Origin of the sequence: Corynebacterium sp. HMSC072A02 (genome assembly GCF_001810085.1) — a bacterium.
Classification (GTDB): domain Bacteria; phylum Actinomycetota; class Actinomycetes; order Mycobacteriales; family Mycobacteriaceae; genus Corynebacterium; species Corynebacterium hesseae.
In genome coordinates, this window is the sequence record NZ_KV799873.1 from 35,700 (window position 1) to 61,606 (window position 25,907).

General features: G+C 57.4%; 8 protein-coding genes. 7 read left to right on the forward strand and 1 reads right to left on the reverse strand.

Annotated elements, in window-relative coordinates:
• Positions 1-55: 55 nt before the first annotated feature.
• Positions 56-517 carry an ASCH domain-containing protein gene (locus HMPREF2698_RS11270; protein ID WP_070564731.1) on the forward strand — a complete coding sequence of 154 codons (462 nt, stop codon included), beginning with the start codon at positions 56-58 and terminating at the stop codon, positions 515-517.
• Between the two features lie 128 nt (positions 518-645).
• Positions 646-2,307, forward strand: a complete 1,662-nt coding sequence (locus HMPREF2698_RS11275) for a bifunctional metallophosphatase/5'-nucleotidase (RefSeq protein ID WP_070564734.1) — start codon at positions 646-648, stop codon at positions 2,305-2,307.
• Positions 2,308-2,436: 129 nt separating this feature from the next.
• Here HMPREF2698_RS11275 and HMPREF2698_RS11280 read toward each other — a convergent pair whose 3' ends face one another.
• Positions 2,437-2,943, reverse strand: coding sequence for a GNAT family N-acetyltransferase (locus tag HMPREF2698_RS11280; RefSeq protein ID WP_070564737.1), 507 nt, complete (start codon positions 2,941-2,943; stop codon positions 2,437-2,439).
• Between the two features lie 286 nt (positions 2,944-3,229).
• Between HMPREF2698_RS11280 and HMPREF2698_RS11285 the strand changes: the two genes are divergently transcribed.
• From HMPREF2698_RS11285 to HMPREF2698_RS11305, 5 genes are all read left to right on the forward strand, one after another.
• A complete protein-coding gene (locus HMPREF2698_RS11285; protein ID WP_070564740.1) occupies positions 3,230-6,742 on the forward strand; it encodes a hypothetical protein in 3,513 nt (1,170 codons plus the stop codon).
• A gap of 13 nt (positions 6,743-6,755) precedes the next feature.
• Positions 6,756-11,483: a DEAD/DEAH box helicase gene (locus tag HMPREF2698_RS11290; RefSeq protein WP_083303837.1), complete on the forward strand. Its 4,728-nt coding sequence runs from the start codon at positions 6,756-6,758 to the stop codon at positions 11,481-11,483.
• A gap of 112 nt (positions 11,484-11,595) precedes the next feature.
• Complete coding sequence (locus tag HMPREF2698_RS11295) at positions 11,596-14,601, forward strand: DEAD/DEAH box helicase (RefSeq protein WP_070564743.1); 3,006 nt, start codon at positions 11,596-11,598, stop codon at positions 14,599-14,601.
• Positions 14,601-19,268, forward strand: a complete 4,668-nt coding sequence (locus tag HMPREF2698_RS11300; RefSeq protein WP_070564746.1) for an Eco57I restriction-modification methylase domain-containing protein — start codon at positions 14,601-14,603, stop codon at positions 19,266-19,268. The genes HMPREF2698_RS11295 and HMPREF2698_RS11300 overlap by 1 nt, the downstream gene beginning before the upstream one ends.
• A 46-nt stretch (positions 19,269-19,314) precedes the next feature.
• The gene (locus tag HMPREF2698_RS11305; protein WP_070564749.1) at positions 19,315-25,902 is read left to right on the forward strand and encodes a DEAD/DEAH box helicase; all 6,588 of its coding nucleotides are present in this window, start codon (positions 19,315-19,317) and stop codon (positions 25,900-25,902) included.
• Positions 25,903-25,907: the final 5 nt, after the last annotated feature.

Genomic DNA, 25,907 nt, shown 5'->3' on the forward strand with positions numbered 1-25,907 from the left:
GAAAGCGAGCGCGTACTCACTCAGCAACTTTTAACTGGCCACGTACTGTAAACGTATGACTCAGGACGCTTTGAAACCTATAGCGGAACTGCCCCGCGGAGAGTTCGCCTTCCCTGGCCCGCTTCGCGACGCCCTCGTCACCGCCATCCTGAACGGCACGAAAACCACTACGACGTCCTTGTCGGCCGAGCATCCGCGCGACCACGACCCGCGCGAGGACGTGGGTACCCTTGAGGCCGTCCTCGACTCACACGACAACGTGGTGTGCGTCATCCGTACCGCCGCGGTTCAGGTCCGCCGGCTCGCCGACGTCAGCGACGAGCACGCCGTCGCCGAGGGCGAAGGCTACGCCGATGCCAGCGAATGGCGCGCAGGGCATGAGCAGTTCTGGCGCTCGCCCGAGTTCGTTGATTACATCGGAGAGATAGGCATTAACGACGACACCCAGGTGGTGTGCCAGCGTTTTGCTGTTGATGGGCGGTATCCGGTTAAGGCGTTGGAACCGTGGGATTCCTGAAGGGGCATGCCTGCGGGCTAGGCGTATTCGTAGCTTGGGCCCAGCGGTAAACATGTGGACGATGAATGTTCATCTAAACTTTGCTTCAAGGTTGGGACCCCTCCAACAGCGTTAGGCAAGATTCCTCTATGCGCAATCGTCACACTATTCTTGCTTGGACTGCTCTTCTTTCTCTTAACGCATCTAACGCTGTCGCTGCTGAATCGGACCCAGGTCAGGCGGCAGTAGCGACCGGAGACGTTGTCTACTTCCAGGACATGAAGGAGTTCGAGCCCCGAGCTTGGGATGACGGTAGCCACCAAGGCGGCATCGCCTACTTAGCAACTGCCCTCGAAAATATCCGCCAAGAAGAAGGCGACCCTATCGTTGCCTTTGGTGGAGAACTTGCTGCCGGCAGCCTATTTGGCTCGGTGTTTCGCGGTGAGCCATTCGTAGAGGCTTTCAACGAACTCGGTGTGGACGTTGGCAACTTTGGCAACCACGACTTTGATTACGGCGTGGAGCATACTCGTAGCCTTATCGAAAAGGCTGAGTTTCCGTGGATTTCCAGCAACCTGACTACCCAGAATGGCGAGCCGATCAGCGAGGGCGGAACCACCTTCACCGCTAAGTCTGGCGACCTCACCGTCGGGTTTGTTTCTCTTACTGCCGACCTTGATCGAACGGTAGCCGCCAAGGATGTGGTAGTGGGGGACTTCATTGATTCCGCACGCGCCGGGGTTAACAAGCTCCAAGAAGAAGGCGTCGATGCAATCGTTTTGCTCAGCCAGATTTCAAAAGAAGGCACCACTCGGGTAATGGAAGAGATTCCCGAGCTTGCAGCAGCGTTGCGTGAAGAAAATGAGGCGCAATCACCGGAAGAAGTAACTTACACTGCCGATGAACGTCCGATTGTCGCACCGCGCGCTGATTATGGAACGTTGGTTCACCTCGACATCACCGTTGACCGTTCCATGCAGAAGACCACGGTAAAAGTAGTGAACCATCCGGTCAATCCATCGCTTAACGCTAACGAAGAGTGGAAGGCACGAAGCGAGAAACTCTACGGTGATTTAGACCGCCAACTGGGCGAGCAACTTGGTACTGCGACGCAGGCTTTATCAAAAGCAGAACTAGGTCCGTTGGTAGCGGATGCATACCGTGAACATTTCGATACCCAGCTTGGATGGCAGAACGGTGGCGGCCAGCGTGCCGACATGAAAGAAGGGACCCTGACCCGTCGCGATACTCAATTGGTGCTTCCTTTCGGGAACTCACCAATCGCGATTCGAGCGACAGGTGCACAGATCAAGGATGCACTGGAAAAGGGTATTGAATCCAATCCGGACGGTGGAAATGGCTTCCCGCGAACTTCCGGATTCACGTTTGATTACGAGATGAATGCACCATTTGGCGAGCGCGTCACGGCGATAAAGCTCGATGATGGTACGTCAATGGATATGAATGCCACGTACTCACTGGCCATTAGCAATTACGTGGTGAATGGCGGCGACAAGGTCGATTCATTCAGCGATGCGCGTGTTACTTCTACAGGCACGGCAATCGACGTCGATGTCTTCTCCGAGTACATCAAGCGGCATCGTGAGCTCTCACCTTTGAAGGCTCCTGATAAGCCAAACAGTCCAGCAAACGGTGGGAAGACAGAAGAATCATTGATTGGTTCTTCGCCTGCAGCACTCATTGCCATCGGGGTGATTGCCGCACTGGCGGGAGCCTTCATCGCGTTTACTCCCAAGTCTGTACTGGAGGGGATTGTTCGCTACCTGAAGACCTTCTTGCCGGGCTTCTAGCAACTGGAACTTCCCTTGGGTCGCTTCCTTTGCAGGGAACGCATTTATAACGAGGGGGTATTCCATAACTACGGAGACGTCTCCGCCTACCAAAAGAGTGGCTGAGCTGCGAGTGTCGAGATATTTTTATCAGCCCAGCCGGTAGACCTCATAGTCATCCGGCACTCCTGCGCCGGGGACGTGCCGAAGCCCGAGTTTCAAGGCTAGGGCAATCGACGCCTCGTTGGTGGGGTCGATGATCGCGACGACGGGCAGTTGCGGGAAACGCTCACGCGCACTGGCAATCGCAGCGGCTGCGGCCTCCTTGGCATAGCCTTTGCCCTGCGATTCGGGTGCGAAGCGGTAGTAGAGGTTGAGCACTTCTTCACCAGCTTCCTCACTATGGCGCACGCCAGTAAAACCTATGGTTGTGCCATCGAGCGTGGATACCACGTAGTAGCCCAGCTGATTCTTACGCCAATTGGCTTGCCATGCACGTGCCAACTCCGTGGCTTCCTCTCTCGTCTTCATGGCGAGGTCCGGTCGGTGCTCGTAGGTGCGGGCATCCGAGTGGATGGCAAAGATGGCGTCTATGTCGGCATCTGTTGGCGCCGACAGATTGAGTCGGGGAGTGCGAAGAACATGAAAATCATTCATCGTGAGTCCTGACGTTGAAAGCTGCGGTACGGGTACAGTCTTGATTGCTCAAGAAGCTGCTGAATTCGTGGAACATGCAGAATGTGCACAGTATACAAACAAAAATAGAGGGAGAGTGGTGTAATGATATTGCGCTACGGGAGTCGCCCCGAAAATGGAGATACTGGTGCTAAGGAGGGGTTGGAGTAGTAGATGTGAATTTAGGGGTGGGTTCTTAAAGATCGAAATTATTATCTAATTTTAGAAAACGTAGAGCGTTGTCCGTTTGCATTTTAGAATACCAAGAATGTCGACCAATCCTTCTTCCGTGCTGCATCAAAGTGCCCAAAAGACCTCTTTCGTTGACTCTGTTTCAATTCTGGAAAACCTAGATGACCGGCTCAGGCATGTTGAGAATGATTTGTCACGGCAGTTGTCAAAGCTTGTTAAGCAAAGCCGCCCCAGAAAGGTCTTGTATTTCGAACTGGACCTGTCCGTCGATGAGTACTCTTGGCTTACTTCTGAGCTAGCAATGTACTTTTCATCGGGTCGTTCCGTGGATGAATTGATAAAGAAGTGCCCTCGGATCATTATCGGTGCGCTGGTTAGTGCCGCGATGCAGAGCACTCGTGAAGGAACAGTGTGGCCCACCTTTTGGGAGCTGGTTGGGGTTGAGCCGCAGGATGAATTTGAGCGGCGAATCAGGGCGGGAATACGAAGAATGCTGAGCCTTCTATCGCTCAACTCATTTGAGGATGTAGACCTTGGGGCGAACGAGTACGTTTCGCTATTCCTTCTGCATGCGGGAATTACCTCATCGCAGATTGTTGATATCGTGCGCTTCGCGGAAAAGAGAGGATGGCATGCGAATGACGCGGAAATGGAGGACCGGGCCGTTGCGTTAATCGCTGCGATTCAAACATCTGTGGTGGACCGGGAATCTCTGCAAGAGTTTGTGGCTAATGAACCTGAGTTCGCTCGGGATTTGTATACCAGAGTTCTTGAACTGATCGCTTATCTTAACAACACTCAGTTTGACTCTATTTCGTTCGAAGGGACTCACGGCATACCTTCGTTGGCATTTCACTTGCTCGTGGACATGGTTGAGAACGGTCGTGCTGTGCCGGTCTCATCACGGCAACGGCATCCCTCTGTAGTCTTTATCCCTGAAAGCAACTCATTTGCCGTTGAAATCCCATCAATTGTGACTGAACGTGTAGTGGACGCGGACTGTTGGGAAATCGAGATCGAGGACCTTAGTGGCATTCGAACCTCCAAATCAGTCCCTGCTGTTGCCGGGCATGAACAATCGCAGTGGATAGTGATATCTGAGCCCTTTAGCAGAATAACCGTAACCTTGGACGGCGCTGAATCTAAGACTTTTGAGTTTATGGGTATCACCAGCAAATTCCCCTTTCTGTTGGTATCCAGCTCGAACCGATTGGTTTCAGTCGGAGGAGGTGTTAGGTCCGCCGTTTATACGTTGGTTGGACCAGTAGGTACTAAGGCTGCGGATCAGAGCGGCGAAGATGTGACGAGCTCCTCAATCGCTTCTCATGCCGATTGGTTGGGGTGGAACATTCGGGAAATAGATCTTGAGCGTACCCGTTCAGTCCGCTTTGAGCTTCCAGATCGATATCCGGTTATCGTGCCAGTTGGCGCTGCTCGGCTTTTTAATTGGATCACCGATGTCCCAAAACTGAAGCATGCGCGTGGCCGAGATATGCAACCCATTTACACTGAATCTCCCCGAGTACAAGTCTCCGGTGAAGTCGGTGACTCATGGAACTTGGAAATTGTTTACATGCCTGTCGACGGTGAGCCGGAGCATGTTCTTGATGTGGAAGTTGAGCAGACAATGCCGATCGAAGAGTGGGAGCTTTTCGAGGCAGATCAATTTGAGGATCCTTGGCTAGGGCGGTTCAATGTAAATCTTTCCCGGAACGGCGTGATGCAGGATTCCATGCTTTTTAGCATTGCTGAGGGGCTAGATTTATCAGCAAGTTCGGATGGTCCATCGACGACGCCTTTTAGATTCCAGGATGGCTCTAACAAGTTCACGCCGTGGTCGTATTCAATACGGTGCAAACCGCAGATGAAAATGAGCTTTCCCGTGGGTGCGCAAACCCTAGGGGATAGGGAAGCTGCGCGGCGGGAGGTTTTCTCAACAGAGACTGGTTTTGAGCTGGAAGTCGATGTCGTTCCGGAATCCCTTATGATACGAACCAAGAAACTAGGGGCTGCTCCAGCCGAGGACGCATCGGTTCCTACTCTCGAAGTAGAGAATCTGGACCCTGATGCTGCCGTCGTCGTACGTGCGCCTGAGGCACTACCGTGTGCGCGTTTTGTTCTGGTTGCTTCTGCCGGAAAGTCACGGAAATTATTCGAAATCGGACAAGGTAGTGCACATGCATTAGCACGGAAAACCCTTCGTATTACGAATCGAGCGATAGATTCTGGTATGGGAAACCTGGGTGGTGCGAAGCTAGTTTTAATTTGGTCACGGCTTAGCCGGGCGACGTACGAAAACTCTCTAGGAGACAGGGAACGGAGAGCGTACTTCAAGCTGCGGCAGGATCAGCGTATAGAAAAGTATCGCGCCGTGGCTGATAAGGCACTTGTGTCGGCAAGCATTGCCAACCTTGTTCGTCGTCCGTTGGTGGTGGCGGTCGAGGAAAAAACTGGTGAGCTTTTAGTCCAGCAACCCGGACAGGAAAGAGATTTGCTTGCTTGGGCCTGGTTGCTTGGTGATCTTGATCGTGCTCCTATCCCGCTGGAAAGTACCCAGAGTGGATTTCTTTTACCGCCGGAATTGAATGAGTCCGGCCCTTTTATCGTGGACTTTCGAGAGGGAGGCTTCCTCGTCGATACTCGGCCTCCCCGGCGTCCTTCTAAGCGTGCATTTACCGTTATCCGCGAGGGGTTTCCAGTCAGCGATGATTTGGATTATCAATTCCCGCTCTACTTGCTTGGGGAGGTAAGCGATATCCAGCTGTCTGAGAACGCAATTCTAAAACTATGGCGCAGTTTGGACGTGCTTCAAGAGGCTTATGAGCGTCGTGGATGTGACGTTGTATTCCAAAGGGTAACTCGTGCACTGCAAAAGTCACCACGCGCTGCGATTGATGTGTGGGCTTCACAGAATCTCCACCGAGAATCATTGATCCCCTTGCTTATCCAAAGCGGAATCGTCACGAAGAGCATCCAAACTACAGATACCCTCGCAGTTCCAAACACAGATAGGACTGTGTCGTTGCTTGAGGAAATTGCTGATGCTGCCTACCTCAAGGTACTGGAACCAGACGGAGAGGAGCTAGCACAGTCTCTTCAATGGGTAGCATCCCAGGGGTCAACGAGCCTGTGGGAGGTGCTCACAACCGGAAAAGACATCTTGACCGAAGCCAAAAGCGATGTACGTCGATTAGCACTGGCGGAAGCGTTGCGATCTAATGACCAGCTTTTACAGCTAGGAACCATCGCTTCTTTATATTCGACAACTCGAAGATTGCTCGACCATCTTGGCTGCGTTGGGGTGGACAGCAGCATTATTCACACCGCAGCGGTTTTGGAGCAACAGGCACTTGATGATGAAGGACCATCTCATTCGATGTCTCGGTATGTGCCATTCATTTCTTATGTCACCAATGTTGCTAGCCGTATGGTGGCGAACCGAGAGTGGCCGTTAGAGAAGACGATTGTGTTGCTGCAGAAAACTGGGCCAGATCTAGCGCGTGTGTCTGAATGCGCACCTAAAATCTTTGAATTAGATCTGGTTACCGCTGAAGCATTAAGCCAATCTTTGCATTTTGCCGGGCATTAAAACAGGAGTCTCCATGGAAAACGTAGATTTTGACAAGCTTTTCACGGGAATCGGAGGGAGCAAGGATTCCGATACGGGTGGGAAGGGCACTGGCGCCGTCCAGTCAGTTGATCCGATTACGGCTGCACAACAGATTTCAGCGTCGTACCGTCGGTACCTCAAGACCTTGTTAAATCCACAAGACAGCAAAATTGCCGCTTCGCTCAATTCGACGATTGATGGGGAGTCAAGTCTTACTGCAGGTCCAATCCTCCAAATCACGCCGCCATTTGAAGCGGGCCATACCCCGACACAGCTGATAACTGAAGGCCAGCTTCATCGTGATTTTGCACTCTTAGGTGAGTATCTTCCGCAGTCGCGTCCGCTGTATAAGCATCAGGAAACTGCCCTTCGCAAAATCAATGCAGGGCGAAACCTGATTGTTTCGACAGGAACTGGTTCAGGAAAAACTGAGACGTTTTTGATCCCCATTATCAATGACCTGCTGAAAGAGCGCGAAGCTGGAACATTGGATGCCGGCGTTCGCGCACTGCTGCTCTATCCAATGAATGCACTTGCTAATGATCAGGTGGAACGGCTTCGTAAAATTCTGGCAAAGATGCCGGACCTAACCTTTGGTCGATATACCGGCGAGACGCGTGAAACTCAGGAGCAAGCGCTTGAGGAATACCGAGAGCAGTTTGGCGCAGAACCATTGCCTAATGAGCTGATTAGCCGTGAAGCAATGCGCGCCAATCCTCCGCACATACTGCTGACGAACTACGCAATGCTTGAGTATCTGCTCCTGCGGCCGACAGATAATTCATTCTTTGATGGTGCAGCTGCAGGTAATTGGAAGCGAATCGTGGTTGATGAAGCTCACGTTTACGCAGGAGCGCAAGGTAGCGAAGTGGGCTTGCTCCTGCGGAGACTAAAGGATCGTGTCTCTCGCGATAGAGAACTGCAGTACATTGCAACTTCAGCTTCTCTTCAGGGCTCAAAAGAAGAAATCACGGCGTTTGGCACTTCCTTCTTCGGCGGAGCATTTGAGTGGGATGACAATGATTCAGACCGGCAAGACATCGTGTTCGCCTCCAAGAAGAAGTTTGTGGACGAGGGGACGTGGTCATTTGATGAAAACGCCTTCCTTGAACCATCAAAGCTGCAACAGGCCCTAGACACGAGAGACGGTGACAGCTTTGATTCTCTTGCTTGCGAACGGCATGTGGCTAGCTTAAGAAGCTTGTTATTGGAATCTAGTACGGACATGACGATTGCGGCTCAGCACGTCTGGCCTGATGATGCGCCTGAGGTTTCAAGAGAGAAATTGAAGAACCTCGTAAACCTAGGTAATACGACAACACAAGCGGGAGTGCCTGTACTGTCAGCCCGCTATCACATGTTTGTCAAAGCCACTGAGGGTGCCTTCATTGACTTTCTCCCGGATGGTAACCCCCGTATTTCGCTAGAACGACGCGTAACTTCGGAGTGCGGAAATCGAAACGTCTATGAATTTGGAACGTGCAAGCGCTGTGGTGGAGTTCATCTTCTAGGCCAGAAAAATAGTGGAAGGCAGGAGCCAAGAGAGTTTCTTCCTCCGACGACAAATAGCGAAAATGTCGAGTTTGCTTGGGCAGCTCTTTCTGTTGCCAAAGAGGAGTGGCTCGTTGACGCGGACGACGATATCGAGAGTCCCGATGAGTTAACCGCGAAGAACACTCAGAGCGCCCCGGAAGAGTCTCACCTAACCAAGCCATTCTCATTGTGCACAGATTGCGGAAAGCTGGCACCTCGCGGCACAGACTCATGTACTTGCGGCAACACATCTGCACGGATGAAAGATGTCTTGGTGTATACCGAACCCGCCGATGTACAAACTCGATGTGCCCTATGCGGGCATAAAGACTCGGACGTAATCCGACGCTTGACTACTGATGTAAATGCAGCTCCTGCGGTCCTAGCAACCAGCCTCTATGACCTGCTTCCACCTGATGAAGAAATGCTGGGGCAGATAGGGCAAGGCCGAAAACTTCTGGCCTTTTCCGATAGTCGTCAGGCCGCTGCTTTTGCCGCTCCATACCTCGAACGAACTCATCGTGAGTTGATGAAGCGTCGCATCATCTTCGAAGTTCTCAACAACGAGCGTGCAAGTGAAGTACTAACAGCGGAGAGCCTGATGCACTATATGGCTCAATGCGCACTTGCGAATGTGGTCATTTTGCCGTCTCAGGATGAGTTCAAGCGTAAGAGGCTGATTGGAAATTGGCTTTTCTCGGAGCTAACCACCCAGGCCACTCGTCAATCACTCAACGGTATGGGTTTGATGAGCGTCAGCGTTGATAGCGACAAGCTGCGTCGCATGGAAGTATTCGAGCCACTTGCTCGGTTGGTTGGCTCCGATGAAGCTGCGTTGAGCCTTTTGAATGTCATGGCTGCTCAGTTTCGAACGAGATTCGCTGTTACCCATCCTGCTGAAGTAGACACGAGTGCGGATGAGTTCCTGCCTCGGCGCCATGAATACTATTTTCAGGAGCACATTCAGGCAGCAGATCGTACCCAACTGTCATGGTTGCCCGCACGAGCACATACCACTAACAACCGCATTGAATACATCCTCAAGCTTCTCACCACGCGCGGAATTCCGTCGGATAAGCTGCGGGACAATGCCGAGCAACTACTGAGCCTAGTGTGGAAGGGCTTTGTAGACACTGGCCTTGCAAAAATTGCAAGGAAGCATGGCGTTGACCGCCAGCTTGATTATTCAGCTCTCCGCTTTGCTTCGGGAAAATCAACGACTTGGTACAAGTGCAACGTATGCCATGTGGTTACTGAGTTCAATTGCCTGGATCTTTGTGTAAACGGAAAATGCGAAGGCACGTTGGTGCCGTTTGAACCGTTTTCCGATGAAAACCGGAAGAACCATTATGCTTGGCTCGCAGAAAACCTTGAGATCGTAAATCTGCGGGCTCTCGAACACACAGCTCAATGGACTCCGAAAAGAGCAGCAGAGGTTCAAGACGATTTTGTCCACGGCAAGGTCAACGTTCTGTCTTGCTCAACCACATTTGAGCTTGGAGTGGACGTGGGCTCTCTTCAGTCGGTTCTGCTCCGAAACGTTCCGCCACGAACGGCAAACTATGTCCAGCGTGCCGGCCGTGCTGGACGCCGAACCGGTTCCTCCGCCTTTGTTCTGACGTTTGCACGGCGAGCTGCGCACGATTTCTCTGTCTATAAGAATCCAACTGAAATGATCGACGGAGAAATGCGAGCGCCGTACCTGAACATTGAGAATGAGCGCATCGCCCTACGACATTGCTATTCCGTCGCATTTGCTGAATTTCTCAGAGCGCATAGTGACTTATGGAGCACATGGAGGATGGCCGGCGGACTATTTTCCGAAGATACCGAGTCGGTAAAGCTGCTCAGGGAGTTTCTAACGCCAGTTCCGAGTAGCGTTTCGGACGCTTTGGAAAGGATCATTCCTCCCACTACGTACGCCGCGCTTAAGCTCTCTGAGCGGGATTGGGTTGAGAATTATTTGTCGCTGTTTTCTGAGGTTGAGCGGTCCCTCACTGATGACATCAAGGTGATTTCTGAAGAGCGAGATCTGTTGAGCTCGAAGAAGAAGTATAAAGCTGCATCTGTCATGGATCGGACCATCAGCACGCTTGAAAAGCAAAATACTCTTGGCTTCTTGGGAGCGTATAACTTGTTGCCCAAGTACGGATTCCCAGTAGACACCGTCGAAATGGTTACCCTTTTTGATTCAGATTCTCGGAACATTCGGCTTGCCCGGGACTTGGCTTTGGCAATTGGAGAGTATGCTCCGGGCAACTCGGTGGTCGCTGGCGGAAAGCTATGGGAATCTGTTGGTCTTCGTACTATGCCCGGCCGTGCCCTACCAACAGGGTTCCTAGTTTCGTGTGGAAACTGCCGTCGGAAATACCGAAGACTAAATGATGTGCCTTTTGAGTGCGAAGAGTGCGGCAATTTAGTTGAAAGCCGTGGAGAGGCCTTTATCCAACCCAAGTTCGGTTTCGTAGCGGGCCGGGAGCCTAAGAATGTTGGTGCGGCTCCTCCGCGCGCTCGCTTTTTCCGCGAGGAATACATCACGGATCCTGGGGAGGAGGCTTTTTGCCGGCAGGAATATGGAAACCAAACTGAGTTCATGTGGGTGGAGGCCCGAAAGCGCGCAACGCTGACCGTCATCAACCGAGGAGCGAACAGGCTCGGGCGCAGTGGATTCTGGACTTGTCAGGATTGTGGTTGGTCGGACCAAGCGCCCTGTAACGTGCACAAGAATCCGCGAACTGGTCGCGATTGTTATGGTGCCATCAGCCGCTATGCGCTTGAGCATTCATATCAAACTGATGTTGCGATCATTGGCCTACCCCGGAGCGCAGATAGGTCAACAGATGCGCTCTTGGCAACGATGTACGCGGTTTTAGAGGCTGCCTCAGGCCTGTTGGAGATTTCACGCGATGATTTGGGCGCAACACTGGTGGAAGCGCTTGAACCGCGACTGGTGATTTTTGATGCAGTTCCTGGTGGAGCAGGCTTCACCAAGTCCATCCTTGATGAATTCCCCCGAGTTCTTCGAGCAGCTTTTGATCGCGTCAACAATTGTTCGTGTGGTGAAGACACATCGTGCTATTCCTGTCTGCGCTCCTACAGCAATCAGAAGCATCATGAGTCATTGAAGCGGGGAGATGCTGTCGAGATTCTCGGTGAGATCCTGCCGCTCGTCGAAGAAATCCAGTGAATCAACAGGAGCCTTATAGAGCCAGCCAAAAGCTATAGTCAAGTGCATTAAATTCGCCCAAATTATCGATGAACTACGGCACGAGTCGTACTCGGCTGATAAGTTGTGCACCATGATCTCCCCAGGCTCCTCATGTAGTTCTACCGACTACTCCCAGCTCGCTCCCGGCGTGACCATCTCCTGCCGCGACGAGCACTGGCTGGTCAGCAACGTCGCGCGCACCACCGACGGCTTCCGCATCCGGGCGCGCGGTGTGAGCGACTACGTGCGCGATACCACCGCCACCTTCTTCACCGCGCTCGATGACATCGAGGTCTTCGACCCCGCCAACGTCACCGTCCGCCCGGATGAGTCACCGCAGTTTCGCCACACCCGCCTGTGGCTGGAGTCCACGCTGCGCCGCACACCGGTGCCGCTGTACCAAAAGCAGTTGGAGGTAGCCACGCAGATGCTGGCGGACCCGCTGGATTATCAGCTCTCCGCCGTGAAGTCGGCGCTCTCCGATGAGCGCATCCGCCCGCGCGTTCTGCTCGCGGATGCCGTCGGTCTGGGCAAGACGCTGGAGATCGGCATGATCCTGGCGGAGCTCATCCGCCGCGGCAGGGGAGAGCGCATCCTCGTCGTCACGCCCAAGCACGTCATGGAGCAGTTCCAGCAGGAACTGTGGACGCGTTTCGCCATCCCGCTGGTGCGCCTGGACAGCCAGGGCATCCAGAAGGTCCGCCAGAAACTGCCGGCATCGAAGAACCCCTTTACCTACTTCCCACGCGTCATCGTCTCCATGGACACGCTCAAGGCGCCGAAGTATCGCGCGCAGCTGGAGAAGGTCCGCTGGGATGCCGTGGTCATCGATGAGATCCACAATGCCACGAACGCCGGCTCCCAAAATAATGAGCTGGCCCGCACGCTGGCGCCGACGACGGAGTCCCTCATCTTGGCCTCGGCCACCCCGCACAACGGGCGGGAGGAATCCTTCAAGGAAATCCTGCGCTTGCTCGACCCGCTTTCCGTCCTCCCGGACGGCTCCATCGACATGGAGGCTGCGAAGAAGCTCATCATCCGCCGCCACCGCAATTCACCGGAGGTGGCCTCCGTGGTGGGGGAGAAGTGGGCCAAGCGCGGCGAGCCCCGCAACATCCTGGTGGATGCCTCCCCGGAGGAAAATGCCGTGGCGCGCGCCATCGCCGAGGATTGGGTGAACGGCCCGGCCACCACGGCGAATGATCGCCTCTTCCCCTGGACCTTGGTCAAGGCCTTCCTGTCCTCCCCGGCGGCGCTGGCGGAGTCCATTGCCGCGCGCCAGAAGCTGGACAAGCCCAAAGAGCAAGCCAACCTGGAGCGCCTCGCCGAGCTCAACAACAAGGTCACCGAGGAAAACTCCAACAAGTTCGCCGCGCTCATTGACTACCTTATGGAGATAGGCGTCAAGAAGGGCTCCGAGCGCCGCGTGGTCATCTTCTCCGAGAGGGTGGCCACCTTGCGGTGGCTGCGGGAGAACGTCGCCAAGCATCTCAAGCTCCCGAAGGGCGCGGTGAAAGTTATGCACGGTGGCCTGTCGGATTCGGATCAGCTGGCGCTTATCGACGAATTCAAGCGCACCGACACCCCTCTCCGTGTGCTCATTACTGGCGACGTCGCTTCCGAAGGCGTCAACCTGCACGCCCAGTGCCACCACCTGGTGCACTATGACATCCCGTGGTCGCTCATCCGCATCCAGCAGCGCAACGGCCGCATCGACCGCTACGGCCAGGAGCACGAGCCGGAGATTACCTCCCTGCTGCTCGACCCGAAGGACGCGGAGGTGGCCGAATCCATCGGTGAGCTGCGCGTGCTCACCCGCCTCATTGACCGCGAGTATTCCGCCAACCAACTCCTCGGCGATGCCGCCCCGCTCATGGGCAAGCACAACCCCAAGGCGGAGGAAGATGAGATCCGCGCGGTTCTCATGCACGAGCGCGACTTCGATGAGGTCGTGGCCTCCCCGGAGGAGATCCTCACCGGCGCGCACGCCAAGCCCGCGCGTGCCACCGAACCCGAGGAGGCCGCTAACCCTTCCGGCCTAAACGGCGATATCTGGGCCCTTCTCGCCGCCGCGTCCACCAGCGGCCCGGACGACGCCGAGAGCACCGACAATTCCGAGCGCACCAACGACGTCGAGCACACCAACGACACCGCGCCCTCGCCGTCGCGCCGCTCGGTACGCCACAGCCTCTACCGCGCGGAAAAGGACTATCTCGGTGATGCCCTGGCGGAGGCCTACCAAGATTCGGCCGATAAACCGTTGAGCGCCGGTGGCGTGGACTACGTACTGCACGATAATGACATCGCGGAGCTAACCCCTCCGCGCGATCTGTGCCGGCGCTTTGATTACCTGCCGCAGGATTACGTGTCCTACCGCAAAGTCACCGAGCGCCTCATGCTCGCCACCTCTGCGCGCCGCGGCAACCAGCACCTCAAGGCAGCGCGCGAAGGCGACTCGGAGAAGTCCTGGCCGCGCGCCCACTTCCTCGGCCCGCTGCACCCGGTCTCCGAGTGGGCCGCCGACCGCGCCCTGACGAACATGACGCAAAGCGAAATCCCCGCCGTGCTCGGCGCGGTGGATACGCCCACGCTGCTGCTCATGGGAACCCTGACCAACTCCCGCGGGCAGGTGCTCTCCCGCACCTTCCTCACCGCCACGGAAGGCCCCTTCGGCTTCGCCGTCCCCGCCGGCATGCAGGCAGTGGACATTGAGGTCCACGAAGACATCTATGCCTGGCTGGGCCGCATTGGTTTGACGGACAACGCCATCAACCCCGGCGAGTTCGCCGTCCCCGATACCGCCGGCCAGCTCATCGCCGCCGCCGTGGGGGCCGCGCACAGCCACCTCACCGTGGTCAAGAACACCAACCTGGACCACGCGCAAGACCGCATCGCCGGCTGGCAGCAGCGCGCCGATCACTGGCAGCAGGCCAACGACGGTCAGCAGACCCTCAAGATCAAGGACACCAAGCGCCTTATCCACCAGGACGAGGAGCTGTTGAAATCCATGGCCCCGGAGCGCTCCCTCGTGCGCCCGCTCGCGCTCATCCTCCCAGACACTGACCACTCCAATCCCAACGAAGCAGAGGCACGCTAATGGCAGACTTCGATTCCATCATCAACGTCGAGGAATGGATCTCGGATTACTACCTCACCACCGATGACAAAGGCAGTTCCTTTGGCAAGCGCGTGGAGGAGGCCGTCAAAGAGTGGAAGGCAACGGACAAGGATGCCAAGAACGCCGGCCACGAGCACACCCAATCCCCGCTGCTGCGCCTGACCTCCCGCAGGGAAGCACTGCACACCAAGCTCTCCGCGCTCTCCATGGAGGCAACCGACGATGCACTGCACGAGGTCTACGACCTTGTCTCCGCGGCCTTTGGCTACCCGCAGCCACAGCGCCTGGAATTCTCCCGCAACGGCCAGCCCCTCACGCTGAACGCCGCCGCGGACAAGAACCACTCCCTGGTCATCCTGCGCGCCGGGCAGATGGATTCAGTCGAGGACATCACGACCGCCCCGCTCCTTAACGTCGACCCGGAGCTCGGCCACCAGAACTCGAACGGTGAGGCCAAGGCCCTCGGCATCACCGCCGCCAAGCTCGTCGGCGAGCTCTTCCTCACCGAGCAAGCCCCCGATCTCATCCTGGTTCTCGCCGGCCGCTGGGCAGTCCTAGCGGAGCGCGAAACCTGGCCGCTGGGCCGCTACCTCGCCGTGGACCTAGGCCTCGCCGTCGAGCGCAACGACCAGAAAGCCAAAGGCGAACTCCCACGAGTCGTCTCTATCCTCGCCGCCGAGCACACCATGCGGGGTGCGGACGGCACCACCTGGTGGCTCGACACCCTAGCCCAAGCCCGCGAGCACTCCGTCAAAGTCTCCGAGGAACTGCGTGGTGCCATCAAGGCCTCGATTGAGATCATCGGCAACGACGTCCTGCAGCGCAGAGCGCAGCAGCATACGAACAGTGACATCGACGGCAACGAACTTGCCAACCAAGCCCTGCGCTACCTCTACCGCATCCTCTTCCTCCTCTTCGCCGAATCCTCTCCGGAACTCCAAATCCTGCCCACCGGGGACAACGACTATGACGAAGGCTATGGCCTCTCCCGCCTGCGGGATCTCATCCTCACCGAGCCCACCACGCACCGCACCCAAAACGGCACGCACCTATACGAAAGCCTCCAACTGCTCTTTGAGCGCGTCAACCGCGGCCACGATCCGCACGATGAAAGCGCCGAGCTTTACGACGCCAACGCCACCGAAGACGGCCTGGAATTCCGCAACCTCGACGCGGACCTGTTCAAGTCTGAAGCCACCTCTTACATCGATGAGGTCAAGCTTTCCAACCTGGCGCTGCACCGGGTCCTGCAGAACCTCCTTCTCACAAAAGAAAAGCGGGGCAGTGACCGCGGCTTCATCTCCTACGCCACCCTGGGCGTGACTGAGCTGGGCCAGGTCTACGAGGGCCTGATGTCCTATACCGGCTTCATCGCCCAAGAAGACCTCGTAGAAGTAGCCAAGCACGGCGATCCTTCCAAAGGCTCCTGGGTGGTTCCCGAACCACAAGCACGCACGCTCCCGCAGGATTCCATCGTCTACGAAGACCGCGAAAGCGAACACGGCGGCGTGGAACGCGTCCAGCGCACCCACGCCCGCGGCAGCTTTGTCTACCGCCAATCCTCCCGTGACCGCGAGCGTTCCGCGTCTTTTTACTCACCACCCGTCATCACCGAGTTCACCGTTGGCCAGGCCATCGAAGAGCTCAAAGCAACCGGCCGCATCGACAACGCCGATGATATCCTCACCCTCACCATCTGTGAGCCCGCCATGGGCTCCGGTGCCTTCGCCGTGGAAGCCGTAAACCAGCTCGCAGAGCTCTACCTGAACAAGAAGCAAGCCGAACTGGGCAAGGAAATCCCCGGTGAGGACCGCACCCAGGAGCTGCAAAAGGTCAAGGCTTCCATCGCACTGCACCAGGTCTACGGCGTGGACCTCAACAAAACCGCCGTGGAGCTCGCCGAAATCTCCCTGTGGCTCAACACCATGACCAAGGAGCTCAAAGCCCCTTGGTTCGGCCTGCACCTTCGCCACGGCAACTCGCTGGTGGGTGCTACCCGCTCCACCTTCAGTGCCAAGGAAGTCTCCACCACCGCATCGAAGAAGAAGGGAGTTCAGAACTATCTCACGCTGTCCCCGCAGCACCATCCGCTGAAGCAACTAGCGGAGGCCATCGATGCCAACGAGACGGACCAGCACCCAACCGGGCGCATTCACCACTTCCTAGTCCCCAGCCACGGCTGGGGAAGTGCCGTGGACGCCAAGGACTTAAAGAACCTCGCGGCGGACGAAATCAAGGCCATGAAGGCCTGGCAAAAATCCATCTGCAAGCCACTGAACAAGACACAGACCAAACTCGCCACCGCACTGTCCAACCAGGTCGAGCGCCTCTGGGAGCTCTCCCTTATCCGCCTGCGCATCGCCGAGGACCAAGTCCGCCGTGACCTGGATCTGTGGGGTCAGGAACCCAACACCGCCAAGCGCACTGACGTGGTCACCCGCGCCCAGGTGGAAGAAGAACTCCTCCACAACAACGAGGGCGCCTACCTTCGCCTGCGCACCGCCATGAACGCCTGGAACGCACTCTGGTACTGGCCGGTTACCGCCACCGATGAGCTTCCCGATATCACCGAGTACCTCGCCACCATGCAGGACCTCCTCGGTATCCCCAATGAAGGCCAGAAGCGCTACCGCAAGGACAACCAGTACGCCTTCGGCTTCGACATGTCCTGGGACGAACTGGACTACGTCGAATCACTCGACCGCTCCACCTCCGGCCGCCTGCGCTACGAGGACGTCTTCGAAGCACACCCCTGGCTGCAGACCGCCAACACCATTGCCCAGGAACAAGCCTTCTTCCACTGGGACCTGGACTTCGCCACCGTCATGGCTAAGGGCGGCTTCGACTTCCAGGTGGGCAACCCGCCGTGGGTGCGCCCGCGAACCGACATGGACGCACTGCTGTCTGAACATGACCCCTGGTTCAGTCTTGCCAACAAGCCCACCCAGACAGAGAAGAGACAGCGCCGCGAACTTCTCGCCGACAATGACGCCGTGCTTGAGACCCTCTCTAAGGGCCTCGCGGAAGCAGTGGTCACCTCCGCAGTGCTTGGCGACGTCACCCGCTACCCGCACCTCCAAAACCAACAGCCCGATCTCTACCGCGGTTTCATGGAACGCACGTGGGCTAATGCCGCTGAGAACGGCATCATCTCACTCATCCACCCCGAGTCGCACTTCACGGAGAAAAAGGCCGCAGCGCTGAGGGCAGGTGCTTATCGACGGTTGCGCAGGCACTGGCAGTTCATTAACGAGCTTGTTCTGTTTGATGTCGACCATCACAACTCGTATGGAATTCATGTTTACGGACAGCGACATAAACGACCGAGTTTCGTTTCCGCAGCGTCGCTCTATCACCCGCGAACAGTCATCGACTCCTTCAATCATGATGGCTCTGGAAACCTTCCGGGCTTTAAAGACGATGACGGCAAATGGGACTTGCGCCCACACCGCGATCGCATCATCACCGTCGACGAGGACACACTCAAGGTGTGGAACTCGATCATCGAGGAATCGGGTGCTCCATTGCTTGAGACCCGCACCGTCTATTCGGTAAACAGTGAGGCCGCAGCTGTCTTGGCGAAGCTTGCCGAGACACCACGTATTAAGTCTCTGGGCCTCAAGTTTTCCAATGGTTGGCATGAGACTGCAGATAAAAAGGCTGGCTATTTCGATTCTTCTTGGCAACATCCAGATAGCTGGGATGATGCGATTCTTCAGGGGCCGCATCTTGGTATTTCAACGCCGATGATCAAGCAGCCGAACCCGACGATGAAGCACAACCAGGATTGGTCCGAAATTGATCTCGAGGCCGTCTCTGATGACTTCATTCCAGCGACGGCGTTTCTTCCTGATCGAAGCGAAGTGAGTTATGACGCTGGGTATACCTTTCACAGACGGGACGATGGACAAGAAGTTGAGGATCGTAGCTTTTATCGCTTCGCATGGAGAAAGATGGCGGCTACTACAGGATTCCGAACTCTTTATTCCGCTCTAATTCCCAAGCGGAGCGCAATCTCAGGTGCCGCCATTTCTGGGGTGGCCATTGAATCAGAAGAAAATACGGTGCTCGCAGGAGCAGTGCTATCAAGCCTGCTTTCAGATTTCGTCGTGAGGTCAGTCGGTGTAGCGAATCTGTATGCCAGTGTCATTGAGCAGTTGCCGTTTTCGGTCGCACCGGAGTTGAAACCTTTGGTGTCCAGAAAACTCCTTGAACTGAATGCCCTTACCAATGCGTACGCGTCGCTTTGGAACAACTTGCAGAAAACCGTGTGGACCATCGATACACCAATTCGCAACGCTCGCGACCGCTTCCACGCCCAGAACGAAATCGATGCCATGGTCGCTTTGTCGTTGGGAGTCACTCTGGATGAGTTGCTGATGATCTACCGGACGCAGTTCCCGGTAATGAGGCGTTATGACCAGGAAGACTTGTACGACGCAAATGGTCGCAAGGTACCCAAGGAGATCCTGAAGCTGGAGAAGAAGCTCAAGGATGGGCAGCAACTCTCGGAAGAGGAACGCACGTGGACGCATCCGCAGTCGGGAGTCGAGTACACCTTTGAGTATCCGTTTGCACCATTGGACCGCGAAGCAGACTTGGCGGCGGCGTATGAAAAGTATGCTGCGATGATGAACCAGCAATAGTTCCGGAAGCCAGAAGCGAAGACCGAAAGTATTGAAGTAGCACCTTATGTCGAGTCTCATCCCTACATACGCCTCCACCCACATTGTTGATGGGTTGTCGGAGTACCTCACCACGACCTTCTCCCTGGCAGAGGACCTGACCTCCCAGCAGCTGCGGGAGTTCCTCAACGACCCGCAGGGCGGTATGTTCTACGGGCCGTATGTGCGCACGCGCTTGCCTTATGCACCGGCGAAGTCATGGGATGGGATTCTGGGCTGGCTGCCGTCTGGCTTTAAGCCTTACCGCCATCAAGCGGAGGCCTTCGAGCGGTTGTCCTCGTTTGATTATTCGACGGGTTCGAAGCGGCGACCTTCACCGACGTTGGTGGTGACGGGTACGGGTTCGGGTAAGACGGAGTCCTTCCTCTATCCGATTTTGGATCATTGCCGCCGTTCTAACGGCAGCGGAATCAAGGCGTTGATTCTGTATCCGATGAACGCGCTGGCATCCGATCAGGAACGCCGTTTGGCCAAGCTGCTGCATGCGGAGGCTGAGCTCGCTGGGGTAACAGCAGGTATCTACACCGGTGAAGTTGTCTCCGGTGGCCGGAGGAAGGTATCGAAAGATGGTCTGATTTCTGACCGTTCGGTGCTGCGGGATACCCCGCCGGATATCTTGTTGACCAACTACAAGATGCTGGACCAGTTGCTGCTGCGTGAGCAGGATCGTGACCTGTGGGAGAAATCCGCGCGGTCTTTGCAGTACTTGGTACTCGATGAGTTCCACACCTATGACGCGGCCCAAGGCACAGACGTGGCGATGCTGCTGCGCCGACTCGGATTGATGCTCAAGAAGTATCAGCCCGAAGGTTTCCTTTCGCCTGAGGATGCCAAGCGTCCTTTGGGTAAGGTAACGCCGGTGGCGACCTCCGCAACGCTGGGGGATAAGAGCGCCGAAAGCTCCGAAGGCTCCGAGATCGCTGAGGGCTCCTGCGCTGAATCGGCGGCACCGCATAGCGATATGTTGTCGTTTGCTTACACGGTCTTTGGTGAACAGATGCCGCCGGATGCAGTTGTCGGGGAGACGCTCATGACCGTGGAGGAGTGGCAGTCTACGGTCGCACCATTGGCGGCGAAGCTGCGGGCCGTCGTTTCAAACGACGAAGGTTCATCGGTCTCCGATGTTGCTGAAGTGCTTCCGCCAGTGACGCCGACACCTTCGGTGGAGGTTATGCAAAACGTTGTTGATGAGGTGTCGGCTGCGGTTGCTGCTTCAGGTTCTGCTGAAGATGCATCGTCGTTTGATGTGGCGGTGTTCGAGGCGATGAGCCGGCACGTCTTCGGTTCTTTGCCTGGCTTGAATTCTTCCCCGGACTTGGCTGACTCGGTTCTAGCAATGGCCGGTAATGAATTGGTGTGCGCGATACTGCGGGAGGCCGCAACGCCGGTGCCGCTGGAGCACGGTGAAGCTGGTGTTCCGGGTACCGATATCGTGGCGGTGGAACCGTTGGTTTCGCGAGTGTTTCCGGCTAACGTGCTGCGCAGTCACCGCGAGTTGGCAGTCGAGTTCTTATCGCTGACGTTGTCCTTCATTGCTTATGTGCGCGCGGAGCTCGGTGCCGCGTTGGGCTGGGATGGAAAGAAGTTCCCCGGCGTGGAACTGCACCTGTGGGTGCGAGAAATCTCCCGCATCGATAGGGCAGTGGCGTCATCGTCGCGTTCTTCGGTGTTCAGGTGGTCCGATGATGGCGGCATGGGTGCGCACACGGTGCAGGCTGCAGGCGATGCGCCAAAGGCGTGGTTGCCGGCGATTTATTGCCGCCACTGTGGGCGCTCCGGATGGATGCTGGCGGAACAACCCGGTGGGGATACGTATGTCACCGCACCGCAAGAGATCCGCCGCATTGCTATTAGCGCGCCGGAGCGCCAGCGTCCGCTCATTGATGCCACGAGTGAGGTGGCGCAGGGCGTTACGCGCGCGGAGGGCGAGAGCTCCCGCGTGGCGTGGTTGAACCTGGACCTGCCAGGTTTGACGCCAAAGGCACCTGATTCGGAGACCATGGAGGAATCCCCAGTGGTGCCGGTGCTGGTCTACTCCGGTGAAGATGCGGAGGAGCGCGCGAAGGCGCAGCAGTGCCCGTCCTGTGGTGAAGACGACGCGATGCGCTTCTTGGGTTCTTCGGTGGCGACGTTGCTTTCGGTGGCGCTGAGCAACCTCTTCGGTATGGATGATCTGGATTCCGCGGAGAAGAAGACTCTGGTCTTCGCGGACTCTGTGCAGGATGCCGCGCACCGCGCTGGCTTCGTGCAAAGCCGTGCGCGCGCTTTCGCGCTGCGTGCGCGTATCTGGCGAGCGGTTCGCTCGTTTGCTGATTCCTCTGAATCGTCTTCGTCGTCTGAAACGACGGCAGGTTCATCGTTGTCCGCAGGCGTGCCGTTGTCGTCGGTGGCGGCGCGCATGGTGGAGCATGCGCGTGAGGAGTCGGAACCGGCGGTGAGGGCGCGGGCGCTCTATGAGCTGTTGCCGCCGCAGTTGAAAGAGTCACCCCGCTACCGGGCAGTGTGGGAAAAGGGCGCTGGTGCTGCGGAGCAGCGGCGTGCGTTGGCGGCGTTGCAGTCGCGGTTGGATTTGGACCTGGCGTTGCAGTTCGGTGACAGGGTGGATCTGCCGCGCTCGTTGGTGACGACGGGGACGCTGTCGGTGTCGGTGGGCGTGTCTGATGCGGTGCTGCTGTCGGCGGCGCGTGCGGTGGCGGGAACGCTGGCCACGGATGCGGAGCTCTTGGCGTGGGCGCGTGGTGTGGTGGAGTACCTGCGCATTGCCGGTGGCATTGCCCACCCGTGGCTCAAGGACTACCTGCGCCAGGACTGCAACCCGTGGTTGCTTAACCGCCGTCAGGCACGTGCCAAGGGAATACCCGCGTTCGTGCGCGGTGGTGCGCCGAAATTCCCGCGTGCGGGGGCGGCGCTCAAGGGGGCGTTGGGCAAGCGCGATAATAATGCCACGATGCCGCTGGACTCCCAGAAGGGCTGGTACGCACGGTGGACGAAGGCGGCGCTGGGGGCGTCGACAAGCAGCGCCTTCGATGCAGCCAACCAGGTGGCGGAGCTGTTCAAGCAGCTCGAGTTCGAGGAAGTGGTGTTCTCCGTGCCGACGGCCACGGGCGGGCGCGTGTATGCGCTGGACCCGGGCAACATCATCGTGCGCGAAGAAGCCGAGCCGGGGCTGTTGGAATGCCCGGTGTGCCACCTGCGCGTGGGCGTGGATGCGGCGGCGCGTGAGGCGATGTCTTCGGTGGCGTGCTTTACGTTGTCCTGTACCGGGCACTTCGTGCCGGTGGGCGTGGAGGACAACTACTACCAGCGGCTCTACCGCAGCGCGAATACCCGCACCGTGGTGGCGGAAGAGCACACGGGCCTGGTGCCCACACCTAGGCGCAAGGAGTTGGAGGATGAGTTCAAGCGGCCCTTTGCGCAGCAGTCCGCCTCGGCGCCGAACGTGCTCGTGGCCACGCCGACTCTGGAGATGGGCATCGACATCGGTGATCTGTCCACGGTGATGCTGTCCTCCATGCCGCACACGGTGGCCAGCTACGTGCAGCGCGTGGGACGCGCCGGGCGTTTGACGGGTAACTCCCTCATCGTGGCGCTGGTGCGCGGGCGCGGGCGTGCCCTGACCACCTTGGAGCATCCGCTGGAGACCATCGCTGGTTCGGTGACAGCGCCCGCGGCGTATCTGTCCGCGCGCGATATTATGCACCGCCAGTTCGTGGCCTACCTGCTGGATAGCACTGATGTGGCGGGCTCGGTGGAGCAGCTGCGCAGCGCGCGTGATGTGTTTACGTATGCCAGCTACTCCGTGGTGGATGCGTTGGTTGAGCTTTCGCCTTCAGTGGTGTTGGCGGCCTATGAGCGTTTTGCTTCTACGGTGGCGCAGCATGCTTCGGCGGAGGTACTGGAAGAGCTACGCGGCTGGTGCCTGCCGGGTGAGGATGGTGCTTCGTCCGGCATGGTGGCGGACTTGCAATCCGCACGCGAGCGTTGGGGTGCAACGCAGAAGCTGCTTCTGTCCCGCCGGGAGGTACTGAGCAAGCGCGTGACGGAGTTGAAGGCACGCGTGGAGGCCTCCGCGGTGGAGGATGATGAGCTGAAGAACCAGTTTGATGCCACGGTGGCTTCCCAGAGGTTTGTGCGCAAGCAGCTGGAGGACCACGCCGATGAGTACTGGATTAGCGCTTTGGAGCGCTTCGGGCTGCTGCCGAACTTCACGTTGTTGGATGATGCCGTGGAGTTCAACCTGGCTGTCTCCTCCTTCAACGAGGAGGTACAGAAATTTGAGACGGAGACCTATAGCTATAGCCGCGGTGTCTCCTCAGCGCTGACGGAGCTAGCCCCCGGCAACACCTTCTACGTGCAGGGCGTGGGCGCGAAGGTGGACTCGGTGGAGTTGGGTGAGCACCACTCGGCGCTGACTCAATGGCGCCTGTGCCCGGAGTGCTCCTATTCGGAAGCCACCGGTGCGGTGCTCTCCAGCGATGAGGAAGTAGCCGTGGCCGCCCCGCGCGTAGGTGCGTGCCCGGAGTGTGGGGCCAAGGGCTTTGCGGATCGGAACCAGCTCATTGATGTGGTGGAGATGACCAAGGTCTATGCCACCGTGGACGCGGCGCGCTCCGCTATCAATGACATCACCGATGACCGCACCTCCCTGCGCTTCCACACGCAGCTGAGTTTTGATGTGCCCGAGGGCGGGCGCGGTAAGGCTTGGTACCTGTCTGATTCCGGCTTCGGCATGGAGTATTTGGCGCATGTGGAGATGCGGTGGCTGAACTTGGGCCGCATGGGCGGCGGCAGCCAGCGCACCTTTGCGGCAGTAGAGCGCGAGGCGCCGCTGTTCCGAGTATGCGAGCGCTGCGGGCACTTGGATTCCGATGTGGGCGCTAACCGCTGGCAGGACCACGCGCCGTGGTGCGAGTACCGTAACGCGGCTGAGGAGCACTCCATTAGCTTTGCGCTGGGGCGCAGCCTGGGCACGCAGGCGGTTCTCGTGCACCTGCCGGCGCTGCTAGGAATGGTGGAATCCACCACGCTGCCCTCCTTGGTGGCCGCACTCAAGCTGGGCTTTAAGGAGTACCTGGGCGGCAACCCGGACCACCTGGATGTGGAGCCGGTGCGCGTGGATTCCGATGGCAGCCCAGTGGATATGTTGCTTATTCATGACACCGTGCCGGGCGGTACTGGTTACCTGGCGCAGTTCACGGAACCGGCGCACGTGCGCCAGATGTTGCTCGTGGCCTACCGGCGCTTGGCCTCCTGCCACTGTGCTGAGGAAGCGCGGCAGTGCTGCCCGTCGTGTTTGCTGCCCTTTGCACGCAGCAGCCAGATACCGCAGACCTCCCGTGAGGCCGCGGTGGTGGCGCTGCGCAAGATTTTGGCGGATGACCTCCAGGTCTCTACTGATGCTGATCCGGCTTCCTTTACGTGGGAGGGCCATCTCACCGAGGAGCGCCCGGAGCGCAGCGAGCAGTCCAAGCTGGAGCAGCGCTTTGTGGAACAGCTGCGTGCGGACTTGAAGGAGGAAGGCGCCACGGTGGTGGAATCCATGAAGGGTAACCACGCGCAGTGGGACATCAGCTTTGATGACTCGCGCCATGATTGGGTCATGGAGGAGCAAAAGCAGATTGGCGGAACCATCCCGGACTTCGTCTTCTCCACGCGCGATAGTGCCATCCGTGATATCGCCGTCTACCTCGATGGCGAAGCCTTCCACGCCAGTGCGGTGCACAACCGGGTGAAGGATGACTTTGATAAGCGCAACGGGCTCTACGAGTTGGGTTACCTGCCGTGGTCGCTGACGTGGCAGGACATTGATGCCCGGCAGGCAACAGTGCGCGAGGATCCGCCGGTCGCGCCGCTGTGGACAGAGCCGAAACTTTATTCTCCAATGGTCGAAGGAAGCGACTTGTCATTGGATGATCTTCTCCAATTGGAGAAAGATCCTATGACACAGCTGCTAGAACTATTGATGCATCCGGAACAAAAATGGTCGCTTTTCAGTGAAGCGGCATTTGCTCAAGCAGCTCACGGAGGAAGGGCGGTCGTAGACGGTTTTGAGAAGACATATCTCAGTACTGTCACCGTCGGTGCTGCAAAGATGCGTCGTCGCGTTCGATTTGATTCCACCAATGTCTCAGAAAACTTAAGTGCCTGGAGGCTGTTCTTGAGCTTAAGCAACATGGCATATCTGGACCCGATGCTTGCACAGGTAGAAGTGATTGAGTCCGCAGTGGAAGATGCTGTGGCACGCGAGGTGCTTCCGGATACTCCAGTCTCAGAGCCTACCGAGCCAGCGGCAGTGGTCGAAATGACTCTTGGGTGGGCCGAGGCAGTGGATGCCTTCGCCGACGAGCCGGAGGTGGCGGCAGCGCTGCGAGTTATGGCGGCGGCGGGCTTGCCCGAGCCGGATGCTGATTCCGTGGGCGGTGAGGTTTCCGGTGTTCCGGTGGTGGCGCAGTGGCCGCAGTACAAGGTGCTGCTGCTCTTTGCCGAGGACGCCGACGACCTTCGCGCTAGCTTCGAGGCCGAGGGCTATGCCGTCTTCGGCGCTGACTTTGATTCCGTTCCTGATTCCCTGACCGCGGCGCTGAGCGCCTCCTGATCCGC